The 17610-nt window shown below is 48.6% G+C and carries 16 protein-coding genes and 1 pseudogene; 9 read left to right on the top strand and 8 right to left on the bottom strand.

Translation table 11 applies throughout. The features are described from left to right. The first annotated feature begins 64 nt into the window (after positions 1-64). The 3 genes from K2P83_RS09350 to K2P83_RS09340 all read left to right on the top strand — a co-directional run bounded on the left by K2P83_RS09350 (position 65) and on the right by K2P83_RS09340 (position 2696). A complete protein-coding gene (locus K2P83_RS09350) occupies positions 65-562 on the top strand; it encodes a histidine phosphatase family protein (RefSeq protein WP_292928552.1) in 498 nt (165 codons plus the stop codon). Between the two features lie 144 nt (positions 563-706). Next, the gene (locus K2P83_RS09345) at positions 707-1981 is read left to right on the top strand and encodes a prenyltransferase/squalene oxidase repeat-containing protein (protein WP_292928550.1); all 1275 of its coding nucleotides are present in this window, start codon (positions 707-709) and stop codon (positions 1979-1981) included. Between the two features lie 43 nt (positions 1982-2024). After that, the gene (locus K2P83_RS09340; protein WP_292928548.1) at positions 2025-2696 is read left to right on the top strand and encodes an HAD family phosphatase; all 672 of its coding nucleotides are present in this window, start codon (positions 2025-2027) and stop codon (positions 2694-2696) included. Between the two features lie 128 nt (positions 2697-2824). Here K2P83_RS09340 and K2P83_RS09335 read toward each other — a convergent pair whose 3' ends face one another. The 3 genes from K2P83_RS09335 to K2P83_RS09325 form a co-directional block, all read right to left on the bottom strand. Next, positions 2825-3532, bottom strand: coding sequence for a hypothetical protein (locus K2P83_RS09335; protein ID WP_292928546.1), 708 nt, complete (start codon positions 3530-3532; stop codon positions 2825-2827). 249 nt (positions 3533-3781) lie between these two features. Next, positions 3782-5194 (bottom strand): GTPase/DUF3482 domain-containing protein, encoded by a 1413-nt coding sequence (locus tag K2P83_RS09330; protein WP_292928544.1) that lies wholly within the window; start codon positions 5192-5194, stop codon positions 3782-3784. A gap of 3 nt (positions 5195-5197) precedes the next feature. After that, positions 5198-6580, bottom strand: coding sequence for a DUF2868 domain-containing protein (locus K2P83_RS09325; RefSeq protein WP_292928542.1), 1383 nt, complete (start codon positions 6578-6580; stop codon positions 5198-5200). A 195-nt stretch (positions 6581-6775) separates the two neighbouring features. Between K2P83_RS09325 and K2P83_RS09320 the strand changes: the two genes are divergently transcribed. Beyond that, positions 6776-7480 (top strand): type 1 glutamine amidotransferase, encoded by a 705-nt coding sequence (locus tag K2P83_RS09320; protein ID WP_292928540.1) that lies wholly within the window; start codon positions 6776-6778, stop codon positions 7478-7480. 18 nt (positions 7481-7498) lie between these two features. Here the strand turns inward: K2P83_RS09320 and K2P83_RS09315 are convergent, their stop codons facing one another. From K2P83_RS09315 to K2P83_RS09305, 3 genes and pseudogenes are all read right to left on the bottom strand, one after another. After that, positions 7499-7765, bottom strand: a complete 267-nt coding sequence (locus K2P83_RS09315; protein WP_292928538.1) for a type II toxin-antitoxin system mRNA interferase toxin, RelE/StbE family — start codon at positions 7763-7765, stop codon at positions 7499-7501. Further along, positions 7765-8005, bottom strand: a pseudogene (locus K2P83_RS09310) (type II toxin-antitoxin system Phd/YefM family antitoxin). The gene K2P83_RS09315 and the pseudogene K2P83_RS09310 overlap by 1 nt, the downstream one beginning before the upstream one ends. A gap of 137 nt (positions 8006-8142) precedes the next feature. After that, positions 8143-9159, bottom strand: a complete 1017-nt coding sequence (locus tag K2P83_RS09305) for a metal-dependent hydrolase (protein ID WP_292928534.1) — start codon at positions 9157-9159, stop codon at positions 8143-8145. A gap of 56 nt (positions 9160-9215) precedes the next feature. Here K2P83_RS09305 and K2P83_RS09300 point away from each other — a divergent pair, with 56 nt between their 5' ends. The 5 genes from K2P83_RS09300 (at position 9216) to K2P83_RS09280 (ending at position 15208) form a co-directional block, all read left to right on the top strand. Further along, on the top strand, positions 9216-11840 hold the full coding sequence (locus K2P83_RS09300) for a YdbH domain-containing protein (protein WP_292928532.1): 2625 nt from the start codon (positions 9216-9218) through the stop codon (positions 11838-11840). A gap of 100 nt (positions 11841-11940) precedes the next feature. Beyond that, the gene (locus K2P83_RS09295; protein ID WP_292928530.1) at positions 11941-12156 is read left to right on the top strand and encodes a YnbE family lipoprotein; all 216 of its coding nucleotides are present in this window, start codon (positions 11941-11943) and stop codon (positions 12154-12156) included. A 24-nt stretch (positions 12157-12180) separates the two neighbouring features. Continuing rightward, complete coding sequence (locus K2P83_RS09290) at positions 12181-12531, top strand: YdbL family protein (RefSeq protein ID WP_292928528.1); 351 nt, start codon at positions 12181-12183, stop codon at positions 12529-12531. A gap of 366 nt (positions 12532-12897) precedes the next feature. Next, the gene (locus tag K2P83_RS09285; RefSeq protein ID WP_292928526.1) at positions 12898-13515 is read left to right on the top strand and encodes a hypothetical protein; all 618 of its coding nucleotides are present in this window, start codon (positions 12898-12900) and stop codon (positions 13513-13515) included. A gap of 601 nt (positions 13516-14116) precedes the next feature. Further along, the gene (locus K2P83_RS09280) at positions 14117-15208 is read left to right on the top strand and encodes a calcium-binding protein (RefSeq protein ID WP_292928524.1); all 1092 of its coding nucleotides are present in this window, start codon (positions 14117-14119) and stop codon (positions 15206-15208) included. 72 nt (positions 15209-15280) lie between these two features. Here K2P83_RS09280 and K2P83_RS09275 read toward each other — a convergent pair whose 3' ends face one another. Both K2P83_RS09275 and K2P83_RS09270 read right to left on the bottom strand, forming a co-directional pair. Then, positions 15281-16513 (bottom strand): multifunctional CCA addition/repair protein, encoded by a 1233-nt coding sequence (locus tag K2P83_RS09275; RefSeq protein WP_292928522.1) that lies wholly within the window; start codon positions 16511-16513, stop codon positions 15281-15283. 41 nt (positions 16514-16554) lie between these two features. Next, positions 16555-17610: lytic transglycosylase domain-containing protein (locus K2P83_RS09270; protein WP_292928520.1), on the bottom strand; the 1056-nt coding region annotated here is incomplete at its 5' end.

The following is a 17610-nucleotide window of genomic DNA, read 5'->3' as shown; positions in this document are numbered from 1 at the left end:
GCTTTCATGATGTATACCTCTTTTTACATTCCGATGCATATTCGACTAACAATTCAACAATTAATTGCTACAGAGCCTTTATTTAACGGAGGCAGGCATCGCACAAGCGCAATCGGCAGCGTTGGCGCTGCGCAATGTGGTATTTGAGCGCATCATCGTTTCGCCTCTGCCGCGTACGCGCCAAACAGCGGAGATCGTGAACCGGTATCACGCCGCGCCGATTGTGATGCATGCGGATCTTGCCGACATTCGTTCAGGGTTTGAAGGCAAGCCGGTATCGGATTATTTCGCAGCGATCAGCCATGATCCGCTCCGGGCGCGTGTGAATGGCGGCGAGTCGCTGCTGGATCACAAGCAGCGTGTTTTGCGCTTTATCGATTGGTTAAAAGCGCAGCAGGATAAAACCCTGCTTATAGTCGCGCATGAAGAAACCATGCGGGTATTTGTCGCCTATTTTGAGGGCGGCGTCGAAGATTCTCAACTAAGGGGTATTCATGTGGGGAATTGCGAATATAGACATTACAATCTGGACATTTCCCGAAAGAAATCATCCTTCGACTGATGCACTTTCCAGCATCGACACATCCTGCCATACTGCAGATTAATTTTTTAGCATCATTTTGTCGCATGGCCACATGCATGCGGATGAACATTCGGAGCGGTCATTGTGCCGGTTCTGGCGGCAAAAAATTTCGAAGGGGATTGCATGACTCAAATCACTGAAATTATCAAAAATGCGGGCCGATGGCTGGAGCAGCAGCAAGACAGTGAATCGAAGGGATGGGGCGAGCGTCGCGGCAGTCATATCAATGTGCTCAATACTGCCGAGGCGATGATCGCTTTGATCGATAGCGGGGTTTGTCATGCGGGCACCAGCTCGATCCGCGGTGCGGTTGATTTTCTTCTGAAACATCAAACAGTGGATGGCAAAGATGCCGGTTCGTGGGCACGGGAATTAACCGCGGATGACGGTAAAACCATCGATATTCCGGACTTAGTGCGTACCTGCTATGCGATTCAGGCGCTCATCAAAGCCGGTAAGGGGATCGACGAAGGCCCGGTGCAATTGGCGCTGATCTGGCTGCTTGGGCGCAGAAATGAAAATACCAAAGGCTGGAGTTATGCCCGAGGTAAACCCGATGCACTGATGCCAATTTGTTTTGCGCTGACAGCTTTGTTGGATGCCTACGATGCCTATCCTGGCGCCTACCAGACTCAGATCTCAGAAGGTCTGAAACATTTGGTGGGTGCTTATTACAATGACGGGGGCGATGAAGTGCGCGGCTCATTCGGCGCGCCGGGTCCCTTGCAAGGCGTCCATACCATCCATGCCGCGCTGGTATTGCAAATTGCGCGCAACAATAATTTAAGTCCATTTCCTGAACAGGAAAAACAGGCCATCGAATGGCTGCTGCGAAACCCGGATAAAGCCATCAGGTTGCGCGAAGAATGGGTGGAAATTGACCAAACCAAAATTGCGCATGGGCAAACCGGCGGTTATGGCTTTATGTTCATGACCGATACCTTGTTGATGCGGCTTCTTCTCGGCTCGGAGAATTTGGATGATAAGAAAAGCGCATTGGCGCATGAAGCCATGCATAGCCTTAAAGACAAGATCGATGAAAACACCGGAGCTTTCTACGGGCCGCGACTATTTTCCTGGGCCACAGCAAAAGCATTACCTGCCTTGGCTGTTTTGCAAAAGCACGCAGGCACGGAATATCCGGATCTTCCTGCACGCACGCCGGAGTCCCGGTCTGAATTAACTGGCTGGAAAATCGCCCCGGTTATCATCATCATGGGATTTGCAACCCTGCTCTCCGGGCTTGGTTTTTATTTGATGGTTACCGAGAAATTCGGTCTTCTGGCCTTTGCCTTTTTTGTCGTAATGCTGTTAGCTGCCCTCCTTGTCTATGGCCATATTAAAGAAAAAACCTTCAAAGAATTATTAAGCAGCCTTGGCGGGCTATTAAAAAAATAAAATGCTGTTTTCACATGGATGGTTTTAATTTGAGCGCACTGTCATGATTGATACGATTATCTTTGATGCGGAAGGCATTGTGATTGATACAGAAGCAATCTGGGACAAGGGACAGGAAATCTTTTTGCAGCGTAGGGGCTTTGTCTATGACCGGGAACGGATCAAACCATTACTCACCGGGCGGACGCTTGCTGAAGGGGTTGAAATAATGAAGCAAGCGTATCAGTTTGCAGGGGATACCGAAATGTTAGCGCAAGAACGTGCAGATATCGTGCAGGATCTTTTTATTCATGAAACCAGCTTCATCTCCGGATTTCTTGAATTCTACGAATCCGTGCGCAACCGCTACAAAACTTGTATCGCAACGTCCATGGATAAAGATCTGCTGAAGCGCGTGGATCAGCGACTTAGTCTTTCGACACTGTTTGGAAAAAGAATCTATACGCTGGATAAAGTAGGCTATCGTTCCAAGCCCAATCCGGACATTTTCCTGTATGCAGCGCAGCAACTCCAGTCATCGCCGGAAAACTGCGTCGTCATTGAAGATGCACCGCATGGAATTGACGCAGCAAAAAGCGCCGGGATGTTGTGCATTGCAATCACTACAACCTATGATCCGGGAAAATTAGAAAAAGCGGATTTTGTCGTCAGCGCGTACACAGAAATTGATCTTGAAGTTGTGAATAAGTATGCATTAATAAAATCGGATAACTAGCATCCGATCAGCATCTGGCCGTATCTTTGCATGCAAAACCAGGGTAATCACCTTTATAGTTCCCCTGCTTAAAATTCAAGCGGAGTACGTGAATTATCTGGTCAATTTTCAACCGGCGTCAACCTATACTACTTCGATATAAACGTAATTGTTTTTATAAATGCTTCTGAACCCCCTTCAGTATTGCTAGTATTTTGTTGGAAAGCAAAAGCGGTAATTGGAGGGGTACTTTCTTGATTAAAAGTTGTTTTAAATCTTTCATCAATTTCAAAGTCTGTGGTAATGGTCTTACCGGATTGATCACCCGACATAACGCAAAAATATCGTCCGCCTTCTGTCCAAAGTCTACCGGCATACATTTTATCAAGCTCTTCTTTCTCTCCAATAAATGGGCTTAAGAAATAAGGTGCGGCCTTTATTCCCAAAGGTAATCCACTTGAAAGCTTTTTAGTTCCAAATGACAACATAACCGCGATTGGCACCCTGTTGTTTCCTTTTTCCCAGTTAGCTCCTTTCGGATACCGGGTCACTCCCCAAACAATACTTACTCGTTTAACATTATGGATAAAATTCTTTTGTTCAAACCTAAGGCCGATTAACCCAGCTACTTTATCTTTTGTACTAATGACTAGCGCATTATTCTCAAACCTTGGGTTCAGTTCAATTGCGTCTAACTCAAACTCGAACCCTTTTTCTTCTAACCAGGAGATTGCGCTACCATTTTTCTGACCGGTGAAATCAATCGTATGGATAATCTTGTCATCTGCGAACAGGGCGGTTATCTGAATCAAAGAAAGTACTAGGAATAAGATGATTGAATAAATATAGTGCTTCACTAATGAGGTTTCCTCTGTTTTTCGTCTTCCAATAGGAAAATAGCTTTATGTTAGAAGTTGTTCCTTATTTTGACTGATTGGTTAATCAGTCGCTGATCCGCTTTGGTTGACTTTAAATCACGCTGCACGGGAAATCTGGCGATACAATCAAGAGAGTTTCTCAGGACTAGGCCCTTTCAGACAACGCAGATGGATTAGCAGGCATTTTTCGAGCCGATCAGGATGGGCAAACCAGAAGGGAGAGAACTATCAACTTTCGCCTTCATCCAACAACGCACCCACCAGCTTCGCCTCTATTTCCTGGTATTGCGGATTGTTGCTACGAACGGCGGAAGGCTCTTGCCAAGAGGGATTCTGGCGCAAGGCGCTGGTCAGTTTGACCCAGTTATCGGGTAATTTTTCACTATCCGCTTTGTCCACATGCAAAGTATCCTGCGCGGCATGACCGCGGTGCATTAATTTATTCAGCAGGTGTTTCTGGCGTAGATACAATACTTGCAGCGTGATTTCGTCGGCGCACTGCCACTGCGTACCTTTCACGGTTGCTTTAATTTCATCGCCATAGCGCTTGAAGGTTGACCAACCGGCGCCGGCAATGGCGCCCAATGCAGTGGCAGCGCCCAGACTCATGCCACCAACCATCAAATCAATGCCCGCTCCGGCGGCGGCACCCTTGGCTGCGGCACTACCGACATCGAGTCCGTACGCTTTGAGTATGCCGGGGGCGAAGATGTCCAATTGCCAGTGGCCATTGCTAACTGGAATTTTCTGGATCGCGACATCTTTTTCCGAAAAATTAAAAATAGATAACAAATCGCGCAGACAATGCTGCTCGGCTTTGCGGACAAATTCATGCAGCCGGTCTTCAAGCAGTGAATGCGCGATCAGATTATTTTGGGTCGATTTGCTCTCGCGATAGCAAGCCACATTCACAATCAGCGCAGCAACCCGTTTGGCACCCGACAAGCAAAGCTGGTTCCATAACTTGGCACGGTAATCAATCAGCTTCTGCAGCCGGCCGTAATGGGATTCCACCAAAGTCTGCATTTTCTGATACAGCCGCTTCTCCGCTTCGAAAGTAAATGCGACGGTATCGAATTCCAGCGTCGCATGCATGTGAAAAGCTGCCAGATGCTCGCGCCATTTCGCCAATTCCCGCTCATGCCCGGCGATAAAGTTAAACACCGGAATAATCGGTTTGGCCGATTGCGTCAGTATGTCCAGTTCCAGGCGGTACTTTTCCAGGAAAGGCTCACGCACATCGATGATATAGAGAAGAATATCGCTGCGTAACACTTGCCGGATGACTTTTGCTTCCTGCTCGAGCGGATCATTGATGGCAATATGCGTCACGAAATGCTCCAGTATCTGCACCGGTGACAACAATTTCGATTTTGCAGCCAGCTTTTTGATATGTGCGGATAGCGCCCGTGAATCTTCCAAACCGGGCGTGTCGTACAAATTCAGAATCGCTTCGTTGTCGGCGGATATCGCCGCCTGTTCGACATGCCGCGTGGTGCCTGCACCGTCTTCAATAACGCCAAATTCGGTGCTGCGCAGCATGGTGCGAATCAATGATGTTTTGCCCGTATTGGTATGCCCGACGACGGCAATATTTAGCAAAGCATCGGTATGCGGGCGATGGGGATTCTTTACGATCATAATTTATTGGGTAATCACATGTTCTGCGGGAATGCCGCAAGCTTCCGCCAGGCGGAACCAGGCAAACTCGCGCGCATTGGTAACCGGGGCCGATGGCTTGCTCAAGAGGATTAACCAGGGTTTTCCATTACTGCTGTCGACCAGTTCCTTGATCAGACGCTGTACACCGCGATCGGGCAAACGATGCGCGGCCACACCCAGCAATAATGAGCCATTGAGATTTTTTATCAATGCAATGGCTGCGTCATGAGACTCTTGATCGATGATATTCAACCGGCAAGTTACTGATTCCGGCCAGTTTGTTGTTTGATCCAGCTCAATACCAAAAGCCTGCGCATTCGATGGAATGGCGACATTCGCTGGCGGCAGCGTAACTTCGGCGGGTTTGACGCCAGCCAGCGGATCGGCATCAATGACCTCGGCTTTTACTTCACGTGCCATCAAACGCTGACGCAGCTCTATATAGTAGGGCAAATAAAGATCCAGCTTGAACCGGTGCTCACTCCATTTTTGCATGACGAGCGAGAGTCCGAGCACCAAAAGGCGCGGGAATATGCCATAGACCAGTAACGCACCGATTAGAAAAGTAGCCCAAGCCATTCGGGTTTCCGCGTCCTGCTTGCTGACCCCTATCCGGCTGGCGACGGTTTGCGGGTCATCCGGTATTTTTAATCCCATCGCTTCCAGCGGTGTACCGAGAATTTGCGTGAGTCTGGGCAGCGTGCTGTCCGGCAGCAACGTGGTGCCCCAGATAAAATTATATTGTTTGGCCAGCATGAGTAATATCAGTAACACCATGCCAGCGGTCAAGTAAGTTAACCAGAATTTGTGCGTGAGAACGCTGATGCGCCACTTGCCGACATCGCCGGTTAAACAGCTCTCCCACCAGGCGTGCGATGCCAGCGAGGCAATCGTGGGGTCTTTCTTGTGCCGGAAAGGCAACCAACTGGCCAATTGCGCGACAATGCCGCTGCTTAAACTTTGCAGATTCAAGGTGATGCCCGAAATCCATAGCAACAGGGAAATCAAGTTAAATCCCAGCAGTACCGCGAGCAGCCAGTAAATATTCAGCGTCGAATAATCCCCCACCGCCTGGCTCGCCGCCAGCCCGCCCAGAATGGCGGCAACCCCCAAGCAAATCCGGCGCGCGCGGATAAATTGCCGGTGCGGCTGCTGCAAAGCATCGTTCAGCGTGTTTTCCTGAATCAACCGCTTGGCGCGCGTGTTCAATCGCTGGATAAAATCCACATAATTGAAATCACCATTGGCAGACCGCGGCAACTCCTGAATACTGGCGTACGATAAATCCTCCGCTTTCGCAGATTCTATCTTGCGTACCTGTTCGATACGCACCAAATCATCGAATGTGTGTTTCTTTACTGACATTTCCTGGTTAATTCCAAATAAGGAGAATCAAGACATTACGGGGGCTGATTTGGGTTTTTGTTTCATAAAAAATGGTTAGAATTTATCAGGCCTTTGAAATTCGTTATGAGCGCAATAGAATTTGGAAGGCCTGTTATAGCAAAACAAGCTAAAATTTGTTATTAAATCATTCAAAAATTATGGCAGGACAATTCTATGAAACCGGTTGCAATTTTTAGACATTTACCCATCGAAGGGCCAGGCTATTTTGCCACATTTCTCGACAACAATCATATTCCCTGGCGACTGATTAAAATAGACGCCGGTGAGAAACCGCCAACCAGCATTGCTGAATTCAGCGGCCTGGTGTTTATGGGCGGGCCGATGAGTGTCAATGACGATTTACCGTGGATTGAAAACTCACTGACGCTGATCCGCCAAGCGGATATTGATGATGTACCGGTGCTGGGCCACTGCTTGGGTGGCCAGCTCATGGCCAAAGCCTTTGGGGGTACCGTCAGCGCCAATCCGGTCAAGGAAATGGGTTGGGGCGAAGTCAGCGTGCCGGACAATCCGGTAGCACGCGCATGGTTTGGCGATTTAACAACCTTCAATTCTTTTCACTGGCACGGCGAAGCATTCAGCATCCCGCAAGGCGCTACCTGCATCCTGTCCAGTCCGTATTGCGAGAATCAGGCGTTTGCGCTGGGCATGCACTTAGGCATGCAATGCCACGTCGAAATGACCGAGCGCCTGGTCATTGACTGGTGCAGCGTCGGCGCGGAAGAACTCGCCAGCCTGAATGAGCCATCGGTGCAGTCCATCGCTGAGATTGAAAAGAATCTGCCTGAGCGCGTGGCAGCACTGAATGCAGTGGCGGAGCGGTTGTATCAGAAATGGATTATTAACTTGAAAAAGTAGACAGCTTCGCAAAATGCTTTATTCATAATGCGTCCACAGCCGCGATACTTTTACAATTTTTCTTTTTCGAATACTTGATAAACAAGCCTGTGTTGGATATTGATGCGACGAGCGACGAGAATAAGCGCCCGACAAATCGCCCACTAATTTTTCATAAGGCGGTGGATTTTGATAAGAATCATTACGAATAACATTGAGCAACGCGAGTGCCTTCTGCTTCAGTCCGACTACTGCAAGTTTTCTGGCATCCATGTTTGCTGGAAGCGCATAGTAAAGCACCCACATCACCAATCCAGGTCTTTGCTACAAGCATCAACCTCGGTTTGTAAACCTTCCCTAATCGATTCACGCATGCCAGGAATGGAAACCAGATAAAGTGTTTCATTAATGGCATTCCAATCTTCCTCGGAAAGCAATACCGCATTTGATCGTTTCCCTTTAATAAATAGGCTGATGGCTGGATACCGTTTCATTGATCAAACTGTATAATTTAGCCCTGGTTTCAGTTACATTCAACGTTGTCATAAAAACCTCCCAATAGCGCACCATACGTATTCACGTATGCATTGTCCATTTTGCTTCTATGTTAAAAACTATACCCCAAGTGTGTTACGTGACGCTGTTACCAAAAAACCATAGGGTAGGAATCCAAGCCGAATCAATCAGTCTAGATCTAGAATATGCTCACCCAAGAGCAATGCTAGAAATTTTTCGCGTGTTGCGCTGGATGAATCCCGGTAAAGCGTATATTTCGCATGCTGATCGGGTTGTTCCGGGTTGATTTCAATGCCCCAGAGCGGCGCGAGCGTCATCGGTAAATTGGAATAACGCACATCCACGAGCACATTCGGTTGTTCCGGTCGGATCGCGAGCAATCCTGCCGAGAAATGGCTGAAGCGCGCAATATCGTTGGCCAGCACCGACGACGGCGGCAATGCGCTCAAGTCGCGCTCCAGGACAAATTTTTCAACGGATTCTCCCGGATAAATGCGCGGCTCGGAAAACAAACCGACCCGGATCGCATTTACATAGAGTTTGCCTTCAAATTCGTAGATGGAACGCCACAGTACCAGATTGGCGAGCGTTGGCTTGACCAGCAATTGTTCCGCACGGTGCCCTCTTTCCGCGATCAGTGTTTCCGCGACGGTTTCGGCACGGTGCAGTTGCATCCAGCCGAATGATAAGTAAACCGCCGCGAGCAATAATCCAATCCGTGCCGCCGTGTGATTGTATTTCCTGAAAGCAATCACTCCAGCAACCAGTAAGATCAACGTGAAAGCCGGATCCAACACCGAAATGATATTAAACGCCACGCGCGCATCGCTCACCGGCCAGAGCAGATTGGTACCATAGCTGGTAAAAGCATCCAGCACGCCGCTCAAACAATAGCCGAGCAAAGCAAATAGATACAGACGGGCAAAGGGCATGCGCTTGCGCAAAAATGGCCACAGCAGCAGTGCTGCAATCAAGGCACCGAACGGAACAAAAAACAGCGAATGCGTGAAATGACGATGAAACTCGATATTCAATAACGGGTCATTCGACGACTGAATCAAAATATCGGCATCCGCAGCGATTCCGGCAAAAAAACCAATGCCGGTCGCAAGTCGCGTTTCCTGTTGCTTGGCACCCGCTTGCGCCATCGTGGCACCGAGCAATCCTTGGGTCAATAAATCCATATTTGTTAAGGGTCTGAAATAAAAAATTATAAAAGAGACATAGTATAGAAGGATAAATGGTCCGATCGCGATTTATTCTTGCCGGGCATTGCCCAAACATAAAGGATATAAATAAAACTGGCAGGTTATACTATCTTGTCGCGGCACATCAGGGCCTATCAGTAAAGTCTAATCGAGAAATCAATGCGCTATTACAACCATTACCAATTCATCCAATGGGCAAACGGTTAAAATCCGGGTTACTGGCTCTGGTCAGTCTGATTATTTTTGCTGGAGTTAGTCTCTATGCACTCCGCAATCCCCTGCTGGAAACACTGATCAGTACCCAATTGAGCAAACGGGGGTTGCCATTGCAATCCATTTCGACGCTCGATATTTCGCTCACTACCTTCCGCTTGCAGGATCTGACAGCGGGTAAAAACAAGGAATTGCGTGTTGGCAAAATTCTGGTGGATTGGCAACTGCCGGATCTGCTCTCCGGGAAACCGGCATCGATTGAGATTAGCGGTTTGCAATGGGTACTCGATTTGGACGAAAAACGCCCTCATTCGGATTCGCTGCGAACCATGTCGTTAAAGACTGGAAGCGATATCAACATACCCTGGTTGCCTAACTTTTCACTAAAGGACTCGGCAATTCACCTTCATTCAACGGCTGGCAATGCCACGATTGCGCTGTCTAGCGACATCCAACAAGACCAGCCGGACACTCAGGCGATACGTTTCAGCGCCATAGCCTCCGGTTCACTCGGTCAAACCAAAGGCACATTGGCTGCAACTCTAGATAGGCAGGGGAACATGCGGGGCAAGGTCACTGTTGCAGAAGGCATGCTGAACTTGCCCGAAGCAAAAATTTCCAGTTTCTCAGGTGAAGCGACGTTTGCAGTTGCGGCTATGCGGCTGCAACATATTGCCACTGAGTTTGCGTTATCCAAAGTTAAATTGTCTGGAGAAAAGTCAGCGAAGCCAGTTTCTGAAACGGCTGGTAAAAACTCAGCAGCATTTATATTGCCTGACATGGCCATTGATCAAATCAGCGTTAAAGGAGATATTCACGGATTAGCGGATTCCTGGTCCGGACAGCTCGATGTGGATCTCGATGGCGGCCAACTGACCAGAGAGCCTTTGAATATCCAGCGGATAACTGTTTCCTTACCGATGCAAGTTATTCTCGATCAGGATAGCTGGCGCATTGGACTGCGCAATCCGGGACAAATTACCTTGGGCAAGATTGGCTCCGGCGCTGCTTTTCGCTTCCAGAATCCTTTGAGGTTTCCAATTTCCCAAGCCAATCTGGAGCTGGTCAAGAATTTGCAGGGCTTGACACTCAAACATGATATCGCTGTGATACCTGCAGATTTCTCCTTGCTGGTTGAACAAGACAAATCTCCGGCCATTGAGGCTCAGATTCACCCAGGGAAAATAGCCTTGACCGGAACGCTCGATGCCAAAGAGAAGTACCAGGGGCGTTTTACCCTCAACGATACGGCGGTATTGTTACCCCAACCTCAACTACAATTGCAGGCTATCTCCGCCACGCTGCATCTGAATGACCCAGAAACCGGCACTGCTGCTGACTTTGCTATCGGCCAACTGCAACATCTGGCACCCGAGCCGCTGTTCGCAGCGCTGTCCATTTCCGGAAGCATCCGCAATGAAGCCGCTGAAGGGGAGCCAGCGGTGTATGCTTTAAACGTTGCAGGCGGCGTACCAGATTTACGCTATTTAAAAATTACTGGCAAGCATTCGCCCGATAGCGGTAACGGGATGCTAAAAGCAGAGATGGTTCCGCTGAACTTCTCACCAGACCGCTTGCAGCCCAGCGCACTTTCTCCCGCTTTATCCCGGCTGGAAGCAGTGAGCGGTCAAATCAGCGCAAGCGCGCAATTCAATTGGTCCAATCAGGGCGTGCATAGCAGTCGCGGCGCGTTTGAATTGCGCCAGGTATCGTTTGCCCATGAAACCGCCAAAATAGACGATCTCACTGCATTGCTCAATCTAGAAAACTTAGTATCGCCCAGCAGCCTGCCGCAGCAGACCATCACGATCCGGCGCATTGATTTCGGCATTCCGGTAGAAAATCTGCTGGTTTCCTACCAGATCGAAGGCGCGGATCCACCGCGTATCGTGCTTGAGAAAGCGCAATTTTCCATGATGGATGGCATCCTGTCATTGGCACCCGCGATCATTAATCCTGCCGCTGCACACACTGATGTCCTGGTCCACGTGAACAACATCGATCTGGGAACCTTTTTTAACCTGATTCAAATCGATGGGCTCACCGGAAGCGGGCATCTGGATGGTCAGATTCCGGTCCGCTTGGAAGATAATCAGGTTATGATAAGAAAAGGCCATGTGGCAGCAAAGGCGCCGGGTGTTTTGCGCTTCCAGTCCGCAAAAGCTTCACAACTGTTAACCACCGCGGGTGAAGAGATGAACTTGTTACTGCAAGCTATGCAGGATTTTCATTACACCGAGCTGTCACTGGATCTGGACAAATCGGCAACACATGGCTTGATCGCCAAACTTTCGTTGCTGGGGAATAATCCTGCAGTTAAAGATGGGCAGGTTTTCCGCTTGAATATCAATTTGGAAAGCGATATCGACAAAATTCTGCAGACGATTAATCAGGGTTACAATTTATCCCATGAAATTCTGCGCAATGCATTCAGGCGTCATTAAGTTAGGCTGCACCATATTATCGCCATAGAGCACAGTTATGTTCATTACCAGTTCCCGGCCAGAAAACGGCTTGGAAATCCACCAGAAAAGGAGTGCAATCATGCGCAAAATTGATCGAATAACAAACACAATACGCGTCACAGCAATCCTGATCCTTTGCTGCCTGGTGATCACTGCATGCGCACCGACAGTCAAGCTGGAAACACCGCAGGAGCCGATTACGATTAATCTCAATATTAAGCTGGATGCTGATATTCGGGTAAAGCTTGAAGAAGAAGCCAAGAAAGATATCGCGGCCAACCCCGGCATTTTCTGATATTAAACGAGAAAGGAGAACACTATGCAGCGTATTCCAAAAATGACAGTTAAAAAACCCCTCGCAGGAATCAGCGGTACTATTTTTCTGGCTCTAGCACTCTGCGCAACACCGGCATGGGCTGACGCGCTCGATAACCTGCGCGCATCGGGTATGATTGGTGAAACCAATGAAGGCTACGTCATAGCAAGAGACGCGAGTGCTCAGGCGGAAGTCGATGCAATTAACGCCAAGCGCAAAACCATTTACCAGGAAAAAGCCACTGCACAGGGCATAGACATTGAACAGGTAGGAAAAGTGTATGCCGCAGAGATTATCCGGAAAGTCCCGGCAGGAACCTGGATTCAGATCGATGGGCAGTGGAAAAAGAAGTAACCCGGAAACAGATCTGGAAATGCCGCGCATGATTTCCTGGCTTGATGCAACGCAAAAACAGGCGAGAAAGCGCAGTTTATACTTAATAAATGAGCATTTTTGGCCTGTTTTTAACACCGCAGCGGCAACGCAGATAGTTTTTCTAAACTTTTCCCGCAGTCCGTACCCAGATAGTCCCTGACTATGGTATCACTGCCTCTATCTGTCACAGGAATACACATAATCAATTCAGTTTGACAATCCCAATATGCTTTGCTATAGATCACGGGGCCGCAGAAGAGAAGCCATCAAACTATGAAAATAAAGCACTCCCGCCACAAGCGGCGAGGAATTAAACCTGGAAAGTATTAATAAGGAATATTTGTCATGAAAAAAACAATCCTTCTGCTTTTTTTAAGCCTGCTTATTGGATTTTTATCCGCTTGCTCAACAACACAAAAGGTAACAAATTCGGCAAGAACAGCCACGGAGCAACTGCTTATTAGTGAAGCAATCACGCGCAGTCTGCCTAAACAGATTGATTTGCCATTACCGATGCCCAAAGGGGCAATCGTTAAACTAGATGTTACTGGATTGACGCCCGACAAAGATATGGCAAAAGGGATAGTGGCAGGATGGCTAGGATTTTTGGGATATACAGTTCAGGATGGTCCAGAAAATGCGACTCATCGGGTTAATCTTGTAATTGATTCTCTGGGTTCCGAAGTAGGTAATACATTCTTTGGAATTCCTCCTATACAAGCTTCGCTGATCCCTATTTCATTGCCTGAATTAGCACTCTTTAAGGCAGATCTACAGAGTGGTTACGTCAGATTCCATTTAGATGTTTTTGATATGCCATCGGGCCGTTTTATAGCCTCCTCTTCACCGTTTATTGCGGACACGTTTTATAACGCATACACAGTATTATTCTTGATCAGCTTTAACAAAACTGATCTGACTTCCCCGCCGCAGGTACGAACATTTCCTAAACGGACGAAGTAGAGATCCAGCGCGAACTTGAGCATGGATTGCAGCGGGTAATTCATTAGAATCGAGAAGTTTCTGATTGAGTTCTGTTGCAATCTTGCCAGCATAGACACTTTTCGCTCCAGCACAGGCCCATTAGAATCGTTCAACCTGAACATAAGATCTCGTGCAGATTCGAGTTTGCCATGTCTTCTATCGCTTCATCGCTGAGGCCACCGCGACAGATTCCTGCTAATGTATTTTGAATAACAGTAATCCCGGATAGGCCGGACGGCCTACGGCATCTGATACCGGTGTATAATGCGGGGCAACTGCTTTTTCTATCGGTGCCCACAATCGATCAATTGATCGATTGGATTGAGGAAGTTTCCTTTACGAGTGTGGCGGGTGACATCAAACTCCGAAAAACTCATATCAATTATCTCAATAATATGATTATAAACATTATTATGTTATTAATCGCATTTGAAACTGACTCCGGCCGTGCAAAGTTCTTTATCAATGTTCGTTACCGAACAGACTGGGCGTGCCTCCACATATAAATTTATAAATAGCGATTGGAAATATTATTTACTGTTCTGATCATTATTTAAATTAAACATTACTGGAGCAAAAAATGACATTCCACGTATTCCACATTAACGAAGTCTATTCAAATGCTAATGGAACTGTTCAATTCATCGAGTTTGCAGGAGATGCTGACGGCGAAGACGAATGGGCTGGACATACTATTACCTCGAGCAACGGCATCACCACCAATACTTTCAATATCCCCACCAATCTACCCAGCGAAGTGACCAACGGCAAGTCGGTACTGGTTGCAACGCAAGGATTTTCAGACTTGGGCATTGTGACGCCTGACTACATCATTCCGAATGGTTTTTTGTTTACTACCAATGGCACCGTGAGCTTCCCCGGAATGATTGGAGGCACGATTACTTATGCTGCATTACCGGTTGATGGGACATTGTCACTTAACCAGGATAGTTCCACTGGAGTCAATTCACCCGCAAATTTTGCGGGTAACGCCAGCACTGTACCAAGCAATGTGATCTCAGGGACAGATAATCCGGATAATTTGGTAGGGACGTCAGGAGATGATTTTATCCTGGGCGCCGATGGGCAAGATACGTTGGAAGGTGCGGAGGGTAATGACACACTGAATGGCGGCCTGGGTGTTGATACTGCACTCTACGCCAGCAATCGTGCAGACTACTCGATCCTCGGATCAAGCTCCGCTCTCAACGTTTCTGGGCCGGATGGCAACGATATACTCACCGGTATCGAACGCTTCCATTTTGCCGACAAAAATATCGCGATTGATCTCAATGCCGGACAAGCAGCCAGCAACACGGCTTTACTCATCGGTGCGGCGTTCGATGCGCCGACTATTCAGGAACACCCTGATTATGTCGGTATCGGACTCAATCTGTTCGATTCCGGCCAAAGTATGTTGCAAGTAGCGCAACTCGTGATCGGCGTGTTGGGCAATCCCAGCAATGGGGACTTTGTGGATAACGTCTTCCAGAACGTAGTAGGTGCGGCGCCTTCGTCTGCGGAACATGATTTTTATGTCGGATTGCTAGAGGGCAGTGGCGGATCATTGACTCAAGCGGAATTGCTGGAAATTGCCGCTAATTCTGAAGTCAATGCAACGAATATCGATCTAGTCGGACTTCAGCAAAGTGGTATAGAGTTCGTCGCCTAGGAGACTGTCCAAGATAAGTTTTCATTCACGGCATCGCGTACTACGCGGGGCGTTATTTTTCTGAAGCCTTTCTCAGATTAATTCAGCTTTTATTCTGGCGATTCTCGCCTCGCGTACCTTCGTGTTAATTGCCAGGGGTAATTTTGTGGGATCTGCAAGACTCTGGCTCAATTCCCCCGCAATTGCACCGGCATCAACACTTTTCGCTGCAGCATAGGCCCGTTGGAATCGTTCCGCCTGAACATAAGGTTTCACTGCATAGCCGGGCCGTCCATGAAAATCACACGCACAGGCTTGCAAAAACTCTTCGAATCTTTCGGGTTTCCGGTAAACATCAACCGCTTGCAGTATATCCACCAGCGTAGATGGCTTGAGTTCTTCCGCCCGATGCACATTACCGTGATAGCGGGCGACCAGTAACGCCAAGTCACGTGCATCCTTGGGAATTTTGATGCGCTCGCATAAATTCCGCGTCAAATCAATGCTGCGCGCTTCATGCCCGATATGGCGTGGCCACTCTTCGGGCGGTGTCGTGCCTTTGCCTAAATCATGCGTCAGCGTTGCAAAACGTACTGGCAATGAATAATTTTTTTCAGCAGCATGATCGATGGCCAGCATGATGTGCAGTCCGGTATCGATTTCAGGATGTGCATGCGCCGGTTGCGGAACACCAAACAACACGTCGACTTCGGGCAGGATACGCGCCAGAGCACCGCATTCGCGCAGCACATAAAACATTCTTGAGGGGTTATCTTCCATCAGTCCGCGCGCGAGCTCTTGCCAGACACGCTCCGGAACCAGTGCATCCACTTCGCCGTTATGCACCATTTCATTCATCAGCGCCAGCGTTTCCGGCGCAATATGAAAACTGAACCGCGCCGCAAAGCGTGCAGCTCTGAGAATACGCACCGGATCTTCGGAAAATGCAGGACTCACATGGCGCAGTATGCCGGCTTCCAGATCCGCAACGCCGTTAAACGGATCGATGATATTGCCTGCTTCGTCCTTGGCGATCGAGTTGATGGTTAGGTCACGCCGCGCCAAATCTTCCTGCAAAGTGACTTGCGGTGAGGCAAACACTTCAAATCCTTTATACCCAAGTGAAATTTTTCGTTCGGTACGGGCCAATGCGTACTGTTCGTGCGTTTGCGGATGCAAAAAAACCGGAAAATCCTTGCCGACCGGACGATAGCCCTGCCGCTCCATCTCTTCTGGCGAAGCGCCCACAACAACATAATCATGATCTTTGACGGGCAATCCCAGCAGTTCATCGCGCACGGAACCGCCTACCAGATAAGTTTTCACTATTGACTCTAACGCTGAATGAATGAGAATTTAACCAACCGTTATTTCGCTGCCCGAACAACGCCCAGACGCTGCTTAAGCGTTGGCGAATCGTTTCCGTGATCCAGAACTTTGGCGTAATACATCGAATTCTTCAAGACTTTTTTGACGTAATCCCGCGTTTCATTAAAAGGAATCGTCTCAGCATAAATCGCACCTTCCAGGGGTACGGTATTATCGCGCCAGCGCCTGGCTCGTCCCGGTCCGGCATTATAGGCGGCTGAAGCCAGCAACGGCTGATTGTCCAGCGTACCGAGCACATGCTTGAGATAATACGTGCCCAGTTGCAGATTGGTATTCACATCCACCACGATATTCTGGCGGAAATTTTGTATGCCCAATTGCTTGGCAACCCATTCGGCAGTGGCGGGCATCAATTGCATCAACCCTGCTGCCCCGGCATGGGATTTGATATCCGCAATGAAGCGGCTTTCCTGCCGGATCAGGCCATAAACCCAGGCTTCATCCAGTTCGTGTTGCCGCAAGACCTTTTTGAGTGTTTCCCGGTGCGGTGATAAAAAGCGCAAACTGAAATCATGCTGCGATACGGTCCGGTTTGCGGTGTTAATCGCACGGTCATACATACCATGACGGCGGGCCACTTCCGCTGCAGCCAGTAACTCCGGGTCGCTAAAATTTCGGACGGTCCAGCTCCATTCACGGTACGCTTCGGTACGTAAATTCATACGGGAGAAAGCCAGGGCGCGTTGTATGCCGGGTTTCCGGTCCATTGCGGACACTTCGCCGCTGCTGACACGATAAGTTTTGTCCGCAATGCTGAGCATTGCACCCAATTCCTCTCTGGCCAATTGACCATAAAAACTGTGCTCATCGCTGAGCGGAATAAGAACGTTATGCGCGTCCAGCGCTTCCCCTTTTGCTTTTAATGCGCGCGCTTTCCAGTAACGCCATGTATCGACCTGCTGCTCGGCTAGCGACATTCTGTTGATAGTTTTCAGGACTTCATCCCAGTTGCTAACCCGCAATGCGGCACGTACCTGCCAGGCGAGCACGGTGTCCGAAGGCGGGTAAGGTTGCGTGGTATTTTGCGCTTCCCT

It is taken from the genome of Nitrosomonas sp., from assembly GCF_019752415.1.
Lineage (GTDB): Bacteria > Pseudomonadota > Gammaproteobacteria > Burkholderiales > Nitrosomonadaceae > Nitrosomonas.
The sequence above is the reverse complement of the archived record's forward strand: the minus strand, read 5'-3'. Positions and strand labels throughout refer to the sequence as shown.